This is a genomic window from Streptomyces sp. NPDC050535, from assembly GCF_044457665.1.
Lineage (GTDB): Bacteria > Actinomycetota > Actinomycetes > Streptomycetales > Streptomycetaceae > Streptomyces.
In genome coordinates this window covers 47,489-59,479 of the sequence record NZ_JBITHE010000021.1, presented here as the reverse complement: position 1 = coordinate 59,479, position 11,991 = coordinate 47,489, and the positions used below count along the sequence as shown (strand labels likewise).

The 11,991-nt window shown below is 71.3% G+C and carries 11 protein-coding genes and 1 pseudogene; 10 read left to right on the top strand and 2 right to left on the bottom strand.

Annotated features, from left to right (window positions below; all coding sequences use genetic code 11):
- Positions 1 to 244 precede the first annotated feature (244 nt).
- Complete coding sequence (locus tag ACIBLC_RS33505) at positions 245 to 1,633, bottom strand: hypothetical protein (protein ID WP_399215134.1); 1,389 nt, start codon at positions 1,631 to 1,633, stop codon at positions 245 to 247.
- A gap of 220 nt (positions 1,634 to 1,853) precedes the next feature.
- Here ACIBLC_RS33505 and ACIBLC_RS33500 point away from each other — a divergent pair, with 220 nt between their 5' ends.
- From ACIBLC_RS33500 to ACIBLC_RS33460, 9 genes and pseudogenes are all read left to right on the top strand, one after another.
- Complete coding sequence (locus tag ACIBLC_RS33500; protein WP_399215133.1) at positions 1,854 to 2,837, top strand: acyltransferase domain-containing protein; 984 nt, start codon at positions 1,854 to 1,856, stop codon at positions 2,835 to 2,837.
- A 29-nt stretch (positions 2,838 to 2,866) separates the two neighbouring features.
- Positions 2,867 to 4,723: an acyl-CoA dehydrogenase gene (locus ACIBLC_RS33495; RefSeq protein ID WP_399215132.1), complete on the top strand. Its 1,857-nt coding sequence runs from the start codon at positions 2,867 to 2,869 to the stop codon at positions 4,721 to 4,723.
- Positions 4,720 to 5,817 (top strand): 3-oxoacyl-ACP synthase III family protein, encoded by a 1,098-nt coding sequence (locus ACIBLC_RS33490; RefSeq protein WP_399215131.1) that lies wholly within the window; start codon positions 4,720 to 4,722, stop codon positions 5,815 to 5,817. The genes ACIBLC_RS33495 and ACIBLC_RS33490 overlap by 4 nt, the downstream gene beginning before the upstream one ends.
- Positions 5,814 to 6,656, top strand: a complete 843-nt coding sequence (locus ACIBLC_RS33485; protein WP_399215130.1) for an SDR family NAD(P)-dependent oxidoreductase — start codon at positions 5,814 to 5,816, stop codon at positions 6,654 to 6,656. The genes ACIBLC_RS33490 and ACIBLC_RS33485 overlap by 4 nt, the downstream gene beginning before the upstream one ends.
- Before the next feature lie 20 nt (positions 6,657 to 6,676).
- Positions 6,677 to 7,786: a beta-ketoacyl-ACP synthase III gene (locus tag ACIBLC_RS33480; RefSeq protein ID WP_399215129.1), complete on the top strand. Its 1,110-nt coding sequence runs from the start codon at positions 6,677 to 6,679 to the stop codon at positions 7,784 to 7,786.
- Positions 7,759 to 8,022: a phosphopantetheine-binding protein gene (locus ACIBLC_RS33475; protein ID WP_399215128.1), complete on the top strand. Its 264-nt coding sequence runs from the start codon at positions 7,759 to 7,761 to the stop codon at positions 8,020 to 8,022. Before ACIBLC_RS33480 ends, ACIBLC_RS33475 begins: the two co-directional genes overlap by 28 nt.
- A complete protein-coding gene (locus ACIBLC_RS33470) occupies positions 8,019 to 9,233 on the top strand; it encodes a beta-ketoacyl-[acyl-carrier-protein] synthase family protein (RefSeq protein WP_399215127.1) in 1,215 nt (404 codons plus the stop codon). Before ACIBLC_RS33475 ends, ACIBLC_RS33470 begins: the two co-directional genes overlap by 4 nt.
- A 228-nt stretch (positions 9,234 to 9,461) precedes the next feature.
- Positions 9,462 to 9,956 (top strand): hypothetical protein, encoded by a 495-nt coding sequence (locus tag ACIBLC_RS33465; protein ID WP_399215126.1) that lies wholly within the window; start codon positions 9,462 to 9,464, stop codon positions 9,954 to 9,956.
- A pseudogene (locus ACIBLC_RS33460) lies at positions 9,928 to 10,278 on the top strand (transposase); the annotation flags it as partial. The gene ACIBLC_RS33465 and the pseudogene ACIBLC_RS33460, both read left to right, overlap by 29 nt.
- Before the next feature lie 101 nt (positions 10,279 to 10,379).
- Here the strand turns inward: ACIBLC_RS33460 and ACIBLC_RS33455 are convergent.
- A complete protein-coding gene (locus ACIBLC_RS33455; protein ID WP_399215125.1) occupies positions 10,380 to 11,009 on the bottom strand; it encodes a TetR/AcrR family transcriptional regulator in 630 nt (209 codons plus the stop codon).
- Between the two features lie 191 nt (positions 11,010 to 11,200).
- Here ACIBLC_RS33455 and ACIBLC_RS33450 point away from each other — a divergent pair, with 191 nt between their 5' ends.
- Positions 11,201 to 11,971 carry an SDR family NAD(P)-dependent oxidoreductase gene (locus ACIBLC_RS33450; RefSeq protein WP_399215124.1) on the top strand — a complete coding sequence of 257 codons (771 nt, stop codon included), beginning with the start codon at positions 11,201 to 11,203 and terminating at the stop codon, positions 11,969 to 11,971.
- The last annotated feature ends 20 nt before the right edge of the window (positions 11,972 to 11,991 follow it).

Sequence of the window (11,991 nt, the reverse complement as noted above, 5' to 3'; positions counted from 1 at the left end):
AACGGGCGGAGGCGGATGGAGTGAGCGAGGAGAGGGTGACATCACCATCCAACAGGCCCGTATCGACAGGTTTCCTGCCTGCTTCCCGATTTCACCCTGTTGGCGCAGTGCGGGTGGGTGGAGGCGGGATTCTGTGCGGATCACTATGGGCCTGCAGAGAATTAGCTTTTGGGGGTTTTGAGGCTTGAAATCGCAGGTCAGTCCGCCACTCGCCCGCATGTTGTTCTTCTGCAGGCCCTATCACTCAGGAAGCGTTTCCGGGACGGCGCGCGCGGTCGCTGCCACGACTGACGCCAAGGCGCATCTCGCGTGTTCGTACGAGGAGTGCTGCGGCAGCGGGGTGCGCGGCGTGCGGTCGGAGCCCGGTGGTCAGGGCGCGCAGCCGGTCATCGGCGCGGGCACTGTGTATATGGGGGCGCACATCGAGGAAATCGTGCCAGGTCCGGCACGCCTGGTCGAGGTGGCCGGCTGCCAGCTGGACTTCGGCCAGTTCGGCGAGGCCGAGGGCACCGGACCGGCGTTCGTCGGCCGGACGACACCGTAATGACAGGTCGAGAGCCCGGGTGGCCGCGCGGTTGTCACTCATGCTCCTGGCCACGGCCGCGTGCTGAAGGGCCAGGGAACCGTGATGGAAGGCTCCGACCGGTGAGACGCCGCTCGACGACCTTTCCAGGCAGCGTTCGGCCGTGGCCAGCAGGCGGGCGGCGCGGGCGTCTCCCAGCCCCGCCTTGGTGACAGCCAACTGGCCCAGGAAGAAAGCCTGTTGGTGGGGTGGGACATGACGTGCGCCGGTACGTACGGCGGCTTCGGCCAGGCGTTGGGCTTGGGTGAAGTGCCCCAGTGCATGGGCCTGCACGCTCAGTCCGCGCAGGCCGAGCGCGTGTCCGACCGGGTCGCCCGCGTCGCGGGCGAGTTCGATGCTGGTGAGGTAGAGGCGTTGCGCGGCGGCGTGGCGGTTCATGTCGAAGTGGGTGAACGCGCAGAGGTAGGTGAGCTGCGCCGCCACCGTGAACAACTCGCGTCGGACGGCGGGTTTCATGCCGCACCGGAGCCAGGGGAGCAGCGTCGTCGAGAGGTACTGGCGCAGTGGTTCGCGTACCGGTCCGGCCCCGAAGGAGGCGTCGGCCCGGGACAGGAGGGCGAGCAGTTCCCTGGCGGAGGTCACGTGGGCCATGCCGATGCGGGTCGGCGGGTCGGCTGCGGAGGTCCGTGGCTTCACGTCGGACGGAGGTCCGTACGGTACGGCCAGCGCCGCCAGCGAGTAGGCGCCGACGAGTGCGACGCTGCGTCGGCCGGTGTCGCGCAGTATCCGGTCGAGGTGTTCCACGGCACTCCCTCCACCCGGTGGCGTTTCGACGCCCTGTTCCCACTGCCCGGGGCCGAGCAGTCCAGTGTCCTCCACTCGGACGGGTCTGCCGAGGTGCCGGGAGAGGGCTTCTGCGACGAGGCCGGGGACGGGTGGGCGCGGGCGGCTGCCGGCCAGCCAGTGGGCGACCGTGGTGCGGTCGTAGTGGCGTGGGGTGCCCTGGGCGGCGCCGAGTGAGTTGACCTGGCGTGCCAGGTGGGCACCGGTCCACCCGGCCTCGGCAAGGAGGAGGCGCAGGGCCTGGTTCGGTGTACGGGGCGATCGCACGCTCCTCTTCCTGTCCCATTCGGCCGTTCGTCAGTGCGGGGGTTCAACGCCCGCATGTGTTCAACAGGTTTGCCACCCGCATGGGCGCTGGAAGCGCTTTAGGGCAGGCAGGCTCAGAGTGTGGCTCCACCGGCGGCCGTGCACAGTGCGCACCGGTCGAGCACACGTTGCAGCCGTACGCCCCTTGTGCACAGGCGACCTGTCCGAACGGAAGGGTGAGATGCACACCAGCCCCGCGCGCAGACCGGGTCGTCCGTCCGACTGGCGGCGTTCCGTCCATCTGTTCCCAGGACAAGGGGACTTCTCCGTCAGCTCTTTGGTACGCGCTGCCAAAGCCGATGGCGGCGTGTTCACCGCCGTCCGTCAGGTCTTCCAGGAGATCGACGACATCGCGGTCGGACGCGGTCTGCCGCCGCTCGGTCCGTGGTTGCTGGGGGCGAATCCGCCCAGCGGGCGGGATCTGGCGCACGCGGCCACGGGAGCCGCTCAACTCGCCTTGTTCGGCGCCTCTGTGGCGGTGCATCAGGCGTTGTGTGCCGCCCATGGAGCGCCGTCGGCCGTCGTCGGAGTGAGCTTCGGCGAGATCGCCGCCCTGACCGCCGCCGGAGTTCTCAGCGTCCAAGACGGCGCACGCGCGGCCCATGACCTCTCGCTCGTGCTCGCCTCCTGTCCCGGCGGACTGACCCTCCTCTCCTGTCCCGAGCCGTCCGCTCGCCGTCTGCTGGAACGGGCCGGAGCGGCGGACGCGGTGGTGGCCGTGGTCAACGACGACCGCTCGGTAGTGGTCGCGGGCCCCGTGCCCGACCTGGTCCGGGTCGAGAAGACGGCCGCGGACTCGGACGTGGCCACAGCGCGGCTTCGCCTGCCGTTCTCCTCCCACCATCCGTCGTTCGCCTCCCAGGCCGAGGTGTTCACCGCGTCACTGCGCGCCCGCACCTGGTCCGAGGCCCGCTTCCCCGTCTACTCCGCCGTGGCCGGACGCCGCTACCGTCCCGACGACGACCTGGCGCGGCGCCTGGCCGACTGCCTGGTACGGCCCGCCGCCGTACCCGCTGTCCTGCGCCAGGCGGCCCGGCATCGTCCGGACGTCCTCTTCGAAGCGGGTACGGGGGACGCCCTGGCCTCCAGTGCCCGCAGCGTGCTGTCCGCGGACAGCGCAGCACCCGTCCACGCGCCTCTCGCCGAACCCGACTTCCCCTGGTGACCCCCGCTCCCCGACCTGGAGAACCAGCGATGCCCCTCGCGTCCCTCCCCATGGCCACCCGTGACGAGATGCAACGACTCCTGCACGGCCCCTGTGACTCGTCCTTCCTCTCCGCACTGCACAAGGCGCTCGCCGCCGACTGCGGTCCCGATGCCGGGAAAGGCGACAACGGCGGTCGACAACTGCTGCACCGCCTGCGGCTGTTGGGCGAAACCCTGCCGACGGCAGACCGCCTCCTCGACGATCCGGCGCAGGTGGCCGCCATCCACGCCTGGGCCGCCGTCGCCGACCCCTCCCTCTGCCTGGCGGCCCTCGTCCACCACCTGCTCTGCCTGGGGTCCATGGCCCAACTCGCCGACGGCCAGGGCGAACACCTGGGACGGCGTATGGAGTCGCTGCGGGCGGGCCGGGCCAAGGGCGTCTACCTGATCACCGAGGCCGGCCAGGCCAACAGCCACCTCGCGACCCGGACGCACGCGGAATTCGACCCGGCCGCAGGCGAGTTCGTCCTGCACACGCCGGACCTGCAGGCCGCCAAGTTCGGCAGCGCCGGAACCCTCGACGTACCGCAGACGGCGGTGGTGCTCGCGCGCCTGGTCACGGACGGCACAGACCGCGGGGTCTTCGCGTTCGTGGTCGACCTGACCGGTGACGACGGGCTGCTGACCGGCGTCGAGGTCTCCTCGCCGCTCGGGCTGGGCGCGCTGCCCCTCGACTACGTCCTGGTGCGCTTCCACCACGTCCGGGTGCCGTACGCTGACTGGCTGGCCGACGGTGCGGGCATCGGTGACGACGGCACGTTCCACGACCCGGCCGGGTCGAGCGAGCGGCGCCTGCAGCGCACCCTGCGCGTGGGGCAGGGGTTGTGGGCGACCATGCCGGCGGTCGCGGCCGCGACCGCCCGCCAGGCGGCCGTACAGGCCTTCAACTACGCCCGGCAGCGCCGCACTCAGGGGAGGCTGGCTCCCGGCGTCCCCCTGCTGGCGTACCGGACCCAGCAGCGCGCCGTGCTGGGGGCGCTGGCCGACGCGTTCGCCCTGACGTGCGCCGCGGACGGGGCGCGCACTGTGTGGGCGGAATCCCTCGCGGCCCCCGCGCCCCGGGCCGGCAACGAGGCCGAGGCGATGGGGTTCACACCGTGGGCCGCCGTCAACCGCCCGCTGGCGGCGTACAAGGCCGCCGCGGTCCGGCTGGCGGCCAAGGTCACCGCCGTCTGCCAGAGCCGCTGCGGCTTCTCCGGGTACCTGGACGTGAACGGCCTGGCCGCGTACCACGGCTTCCACCATGCCTTCGACGCGGCCGGCGGGGACAGCCAGCTCATCTTCTACGACATCGGCCGCTCCCTCGCCGAAGAGGGCGGACAGCCACCAGGGGAAACCCCGTCAGCACCACCCCTGTCCCCGCACTGGTGGCCCGCGACCGTACGCCGGCACCAGGACAGCCTGACCCAGCGACTGTCGGAACAATTGCGCACGACGGACCCGAACGCCCCGTTCGATACCTGGAACCCGCTGCTGGAGGACGCCGGGCTGCTCGGCGAGGTCCATGCGGACATGCTCGTGGCCGAGAACGTGCCCCGCACGCTCGACGGGATACGCGACCACGACCTGGCACAGGCCCTTCGGCCGCTGGCGGCCCTGCACGGCGTCATGGCCGCCCGCCGCTGGTCCGGTTCACTGCTCGCCCACGGAACGCTGCAACCAGCTGACATCCGGGGGCTGTCGGTGGCCGCCGACGAGCTGTGCGATGCGGTCGCGCCTCATCTACCCCTGCTGACCGACGCGTTCGCCCATCCCGACGACGTCGTGTGCGCCCCCCTGGCCGCCCCGGACTACGACACCGCACTGCGGGCCACGCTCACCTGGACCCGAGGAGGTACGGAATGACGGGCGAGCGCCGTATCGGCGTCCTTGGCATGGGGACCCATCTGCCGCCCACGGTCCGCACCAACGCGGAAGTCGCCGAGGGGGTCGGCGTGACGCCGGAGTGGATCAGGGAACGCACCGGTGTCCTCAAACGCCACGTGGCCGGCCCGGACGAGGCGGCCTCCGACCTCGCGGCGCACGCCGTCCGGGCGGCGGCCCAGGCCGCTGGCATCGATATCGCCGACATCGGCCTGCTGGTCTGCGGCACCTCGACCCCCGACGAACTGGGGCCGTCGACCGCCTGCCGGATCCAGACCCTGGTGGGCGCCTCCAGCGCTGTCGCCCTCGACGTCAGCGCCGCCTGCTCGGGCTGGCTGTTCGCGGCCAAGGTGGCGCACGACTGGCTGCGGGGCACCGAGGAGATCCGGTACGCGGCAGTGGTGGGCGTCGAGACGTACTCGAAGTTCCTCGACCCGGCCGACCGGGGCACCGCCGTCCTGTTCGCCGACGGGGCCGCCGCAGCCATCCTGGGGCCGGTGCCCGCCCCCCAGGGGTTCACGCACTTCAGCCTCGGCTCCGACGGCGCCCTCGCCGACCGCGTCCTCATCCCGGCGGGCGGCAGCCGCCTCCCGGCCAGCCCGGCCACGCTCGTCGGCCGCGACCACTGCATCCGCATGGACGGTCGCACCATCAGCCGGTTCATCACCGACGTCTTCCCCCGGCTGATCACCGATGCCCTCGAACGCGGTGGGCTGAGCATGCGGGACGTCGACTGCGTCGTCGCCCACCAGCCCAACCCCGTACTGCTGAGGCGCATGGGCGCCGACCTCGGCATCCCCGCCGACCGTCTGGTGGTCGTCGGTGACGAGGTCGGCAACATCGGTGCCGCCAGCACCCCGTACGCACTCGCCCGCGCCGCGTCCCGCCGACAGCTGAAGCCCGGAGACCGTGTCCTCCTGGCCGTCTTCGGCGCCGGCATGACCTGGGGCAGCGCACTCCTCACCTGGAGCGGGGCCCACGCCATCACACCGGAGGCAGCAGCCGCCGTACCCGCATCCACCACGACCGGAACCCTCGTCCCACGGCCGCCCGAATCCGAAGGAGTCCCTCGATGAACGCCATGAACCTGTTCCGCCTGGACGGCGCACGCGCGCTGGTGACAGGCGCATCCCGGGGCATCGGCAAGGCCGTCGCCGAGGCACTCGCCGACGCGGGCTGCGATCTGGCGGTGACCGCCCGGACGCTGCCCGCTCTCGACTCCACCGTGCCGGCGGTGGAGGACCGGGGCCGCAAGGCCGTGGCCCTTGCCGGGGACCTCGCCGAGCCCGGCGTCGCGGCCGACCTCACCGACGCGGCGGCCACCGCACTGGGCGGCCTGGACATCGTCGTCCACAACGCCGGCACCCTCCCGACGGCAGAGGACGGAAGCCCTCTGCTGACACCGCTTCAGCACGCCCGTCAGCAGGACTGGGACACCGTCGTCACCGTCAACCTCAACGCGACGGCCGCACTGTGCCGGTCCGCCCACCCCCACCTGGCCGACTCCGACCGCGCCAGCCTGATCCTGATGTCCTCCGTCGCCGGGCTCGTCGGCACCCCGATGATGGAGGCGTACGCCGCCACCAAGGCGGCCCAGCTCTCCCTCGCCCGCAGCCTCGCGGTCGGCTGGGCACGTCAGGGTATCCGCGTCAACGCCCTGTGCCCGGGCTGGACCCGTACCGACATGACCGCCTTCGCCAGCGGGCCCGGCCCTCTCTCGGACTGGCTGACCAGCCATGTCCCGCTCGGCCGGTGGGCCACCGCGGACGAGGTGGTCGGCGCCGCTCTTTTCCTCGCCTCCCCCGCCTCGTCGTTCGTGACCGGGCACGCGCTCGTCGTCGACGGCGGCCTGGCCGTACCCGACGGTGGCCTGGCCGGCTACCCCAAGCCCCCCTCGCCGTTCGCCGCTGCATGAACGCCCACGAGAGGACCTTCATGCACCAGGCCCCTTCCACCGCGGTCATCACCGGAATCGGAGCCTGCCTCCCGCCGCACGTCGTCGACAACGACACGGTCGTCGCGCGGGGGGCCCTGCGCACGGACGACACCTGGATCCGAGACCGCACCGGCATCACACGCCGCCGCCACGCCGACCCCGGCACCAGCACCGGAGACCTGGCCGTCGGCGCGGGACGGGCGGCCCTCGCCTCCGCCGGAGACCACCGCCCCGAGATGCTCCTGCTGGCCACCAGCACACCCGACCACCCCTGCCCCGCCACCGCTCCCGCCGTCGCCCACCGGATGGGACTCGGCACCATCCCCGCCTTCGACATTTCCGCCGTCTGCTCCGGCTTCCTGTACGCGCTGGCCACGGCAACGGCCCTCGTCCGCAGCGCCACCTGCTCCGCGGTCCTGGTGATCGCCGCCGACACCTACACCAGCATCGTCAATCCCGCGGACCGGGAGACCGCACCGATCTTCGGTGACGGTGCCGGAGCCGTGCTGCTGGCTCCGGGCACCCGGGACGAACCCGGAGCCGTGACAGCCGTCGACCTCGGAGCCGACGGGAGCGGCAGCGACCTCATCACCGTCCCGTACGGCGGATCCCGCCACCCGCACCACATGCCGCTGCCCCAACCGGACGCCCACTACTTCCACATGCAGGGCCGCACGGTCTACGCCCACGCGGTCCGCCGGATGACCCAGTCCGCGGGCTCCGTCCTCCGCCAAGCCGACTGGGCAGCGGAAACCGTGCGGGCCTTCGTCGGCCACCAGGCCAACCAGCGCATCCTGGACTCCGTCGGCGACCGCCTGGGCATCGCACCCGCTCACCGGTTCGGCAACATCGGCGAACTCGGCAACACCGCGGCCGCCTCCATACCCCTGGTCCTGGCCGACCCTGCCGTTCACCAAGCCGTCGCCCCCGGCGAACGGTCACTGCTGACCGCCTTCGGCGGCGGACTCACCTGGGCCTCCGTCGCGCTGAAATGGCCCGCCGCCGTCCCCTGGTCCGAAGAACCGCCCGCCGGCCTGGACACCACGCCCTTGTGCACGCCCGACCTCTCAAGGAGCCATCCGTGGACCGCGTCTACGACCACCTCGTGACCCTCCTCGCCGACAAGTTCGAGGTCGACGCCGAACGCATCGGCCCCGACGCCACCCTCGACGACCTGGACCTGGACTCCCTCGCCGTGGTGGAGCTCTACGTCACGCTCCAGGAGGAGTGGCAGATCCCGCTCGACGACTCCACCGCCCGTGCCGACCTCACCATCGCCGACGTGGCCCGCTCGGTGAGCGCGCTCCTGGACGAACCGGCGTCCGGACGCGAGGCCGTGCAGTGAGCGAGGGAATCGCCGTCACGGGCGTCGGCCTGGTGACACCCGCAGGTGTGGGAGCCGAACCCACCTGGGAGACCGTGTGTGCGGGCAGACCCACCGCTCAGGCCGACCCCGCCCTCAGTGGCAGCCCGGTGACCATGTCCTGCCGCGTACCGCCGCTGGAACCCGGGCCGGGACGGCTCTGGCGCTTCGACCCCGGCACCCGTTTCCTGCTCACCGCCGCCCGCGAAGCCCTCGACGCGGCCCGCTTGAACCCCGGCGAATGGGATCCCTCACGTGTGGCCGTGGTCGTCGGCACCGCCGCGGGCGGCATCGGCACCCTCGAAACCCAGCACCGCAAACTGCTCACCACCGGCCACGGCATCGTCTCACCCATGACGCTGCCCGCCTTCCTCCCCAACATGACCGCCGCCCACCTCGCCCTCGAACTCGGCGTCACCGGCCCCTCCCTGCAGACCTCCACCGCCTGCGCCTCAGGAGCCACCGCCCTCATCACCGCCTGCCTCCTCCTGAAGTCCGGGGCCTGCGACATCGCCATCGCGGGTGGCACCGACGCCATGGTCACCCCCTTGTGCGCCGCCGCCTTCGCCAAGATGGGTGCGCTGTCCCTCCGGAGCCACGATCCCGGCAGTGCTTCACGCCCCTTCGACAAGGACCGCGACGGCTTCGTCCTCGGCGAGGGTTGCGGGATGCTCGTCCTGGAACGCGGGCGGCACGCAGCCTCCCGCGCAGCCCGCCCACTGGCTTTGATCGCAGGGCACGGCAGCACCAGCGACGCCCACCACCCCACGGCACCGCACCCCAAAGGGGCTGGACTGCGAGCCGCGACCCTGACAGCCCTGGAGCAGACAGGAGCCGGTCCGGACGATGTCGACCACATCAACGCCCACGGCACCAGCACGCCCCTCAACGACAGCGTGGAAGCCACCGTGATCCGGGACCTCTATCCAGGCCGGCCACCATCGGTCACGTCTGCCAAAGGAGTTCTGGGCCACACCATGGGGGCCGCGGGAGCCATCGAAGCCGCTCTCACCGTGCTGAGCATCGTCAGCGGCACCGTGCCGCCGACCGCCAACTTCACCGCACCGGACGACAGCACCACCGGCATCGACATCGTGACGACAGCCAGTCGCGCGCAACCCGTCCGGCTGGCCCTCAGCCATTCCCTGGGCTTCGGTGGACACAACACGGTCCTGGCCTTCGCAGCTGCCTGAAGCGAGGGTCGGCCCCTGGCGGGATGCTCGTGGCACCCGTGCGTCGACGGGTCGACCTCGACGAAACCCGAGGCCGGTGAAGGATTCCTGCAGGTCAGAATGTGATAGGCGGAAAAGGCTAGGTGCGGCTCTCCTGAAGTGACCTGCTGACCTGCGTAGTTGTGAGTCGGCCTGCCGTGATGGCGCGTTGGCTTCTACCGTTTCGGGTGGGAGCGAGGTGGCTGTCGGATGAGTTCGCTGATCGAAGAGCTGCATCGGCGTGAGGCGGCTGCGCGGGAGGAGGCGGCCCGGATCCGGCGTGAGATCGACGCGTTGACCGAGCGTCTGGCGGAGGCCGAGGAGCGTTTGTCCCGGCTGGAGATCGCCCGGGAGACAGTCGCCGAGATCCTCGGCGAGGCAGGCGCGGATCGTGTGAAGGGCAGTTCGGCCACGGTCCCGGTAAGGGCCGAGGACGCGGGGCCGGTGTCTGTGGAGTCCGCTCCCGCCTCGCCGGTCGGGGCGCTGACGGTGGTGCCGTGGCGCCCGGGTCTCGCGGTGGCGGTGCTGCCGAAGGCGTGTCAGGACCTTGTCGAGGTCCTGGTCGATGCCGGGCATCCGTTGCGGGCTGCCCAGGCGGCTGCCGCGGCCGGGTTGAGCACCGACAAGTCGAAGGTCGAGGGGGCTGCGTGCCCCCAGCCGGCGATACACCCAGGGCATGACGGAACGCCGCGCGTATCCAAGTGACCTGCCCGATGCCCGCTGGGAGCTGATCGAGCCGGTTCTGACCGCCTGGCGCTGCGAACGCCGCGGCCGGGCCCTGGACTTCGGCCGCCCGCCCCGGCATGACCTGCGCGAGATCATGAACGCGATCCTGTATATCGACCGCACCGGCTGCCAATGGGCCTACCTCCCGCACGGCTTCCCGCCGCATCAGAGTGTCTACGGCTACTTCGCCAAACGGCAGACCGACGGAATCTTCGCCCAGCTCAACGGGCTGCTGCGGGAGTTGGTGCGTCAGCAGGAAGGCAAGCACCGCCACCCTTCGGTCTGCGTGATCGACGCCCAGAGAGGGCAGCGACCGCACGATAGGCCACTACTCCCAGGGGACTGCCGACCCTACGCCCCAGTTCCTTCTGAACGGCTGACCCCCGTTCGCGCCCTCCGGTGTCAGCCTCCCAGCGATTCCGGCTCACCCCACCGCGGCAGGTGGATCATCTGCGCGCGGCCGGGACCGGTGGCGGCGTCGGCTTCGAGGAACTGGGTGATTGCCCGCAGGGCGTGGCCGAGGGTCGTGCCGAGCGGCGGACCGGTCGGCTCGTAGGGCTGTTGGGCCCAGTACTCGACCGCGACGCGTAGCGCGGTGTTCATCATGCCCGCTTCCAGGCGGACGGTCAGGTCGTCCTCGGAGCGAGCGGTGCCTTCGGCGATCAGGCCGGCGAGAATGCTTTCGGCCTCGAAGTGCGCCTCCAGCCAGACGGCGCGCAGTCCGGGCTCGTCACGGCTCAGCCGGATGAGGCCGCGCAGCGTTTCCAGGTGCTGCGCGACAGCGATGCCCGGATCGTCGATGGCCGAGATTGCCTCGGCGAGCGTGCGGCTGCCCCTCCAGTAGTCGCGCAGGCGCTCGGTCAGTGCGTCGAGGCCCGCCGTGAGCAGGGGGCGCGCGCAATCCTCCTTCGAGCGGAAGTAGCGCCACAGGGTGCGAGTGGAGATTCCGGCGGCCGCGGCGATGTCCTCCGCGGTGGTCCCCGCCACGCCCTGCTCGACGAAGAGCCGTACCGCCTCGTCGGCGATCTCCATGCGGGTCGTTTCTTTGCGCCGTTCCGTCAACGGCGGTCGTCCCGCGCTCACACCTGGTCGCCCGGCCATCCGCCCCTCCTCGCCTCGCTCTGGTGTAGTGATCATAATTCATGTCGCAGTGCGACAGCATGGCGCGTCGTGACGGATGGCAGTACGGTGATGCCGCAGCAGCCCCTACGCAAGGATTTCTCATGAGCACCACAGGCCTGTCCGGCAAGAGTGTCATCGTCACCGGAGCCGCGTCCGGCATCGGCCGCGCCGCCGCGCTGCGCTTTGCCGCCGAGGACGCGAAGGTCGTCGTCGCCGATCTGAACGCCGAAGCGGCCAAGAGCGTGGTGAGCGAGATCGAGGCCGCGGGCGGAACGGCACTCGCGGTCACGGGAGATCTGAGCGACCAGGCGGTGATCGACGAGGTCGTGGCGAGCGCGGTCGACACCTTCGGCGGCGTCGACATCCTCGTCAACAACGCGGGCATCATGGACGGCATGACCGCGGCGGCGGACGTCACCGACACCGAATGGGAGCGGGTCCTGCGCGTCAACCTGACGGCGCCGTTCCTGCTGGCCCGGGCAGTCCTGCCGCACATGCTCGCCGCCGGGAGCGGAGTGATCGTCAACACCGCCTCCGAGGCGTCCCTGCGCGGCAGCGCGGCGGGCGCCGCGTACACCGTCTCCAAGCACGGCATCCTCGGACTCACCCGGTCTCTCGCGGTGATGTACCGGGACAAGGGTATCCGCGCCAACGCCATCGCCCCCGGCGGTACGGCGACCGGCATCGGAGGCAGCGCCGAGGTCGACCGGGAGGCCCACGGGCCGTCCGTCATCATGCGGCACATGGGCAACATGGGCCGCATCGCCGCAGCCGAGGAGCAGGCCGCCGCCATCGTCTACCTCGCGTCCGACGCGGCCAGTAGCGTCAACGGCGCGATTCTGCCGGTGGACAACGGGTGGTCGGCAGTCTGACAGCATCGCATCCGGAGCCG

Bases quoted from the DNA above. Each gene is read 5' to 3' on its own strand.
- ACIBLC_RS33450 (WP_399215124.1), top strand. From the start codon at position 11,201: ATGAGCACCACAGGCCTGTCCGGCAAGAGTGTCATCGTCACCGGAGCC.
- ACIBLC_RS33495 (WP_399215132.1), top strand. From the start codon at position 2,867: ATGCCCCTCGCGTCCCTCCCCATGGCCACCCGTGACGAGATGCAACGA.
- ACIBLC_RS33455 (WP_399215125.1), bottom strand. From the start codon at position 11,009: ATGGAGATCGCCGACGAGGCGGTACGGCTCTTCGTCGAGCAGGGCGTG.
- ACIBLC_RS33465 (WP_399215126.1), top strand. From the start codon at position 9,462: ATGAGTTCGCTGATCGAAGAGCTGCATCGGCGTGAGGCGGCTGCGCGG.
- ACIBLC_RS33480 (WP_399215129.1), top strand. From the start codon at position 6,677: ATGCACCAGGCCCCTTCCACCGCGGTCATCACCGGAATCGGAGCCTGC.
- ACIBLC_RS33485 (WP_399215130.1), top strand. From the start codon at position 5,814: ATGAACGCCATGAACCTGTTCCGCCTGGACGGCGCACGCGCGCTGGTG.
- ACIBLC_RS33500 (WP_399215133.1), top strand. From the start codon at position 1,854: ATGCACACCAGCCCCGCGCGCAGACCGGGTCGTCCGTCCGACTGGCGG.
- ACIBLC_RS33490 (WP_399215131.1), top strand. From the start codon at position 4,720: ATGACGGGCGAGCGCCGTATCGGCGTCCTTGGCATGGGGACCCATCTG.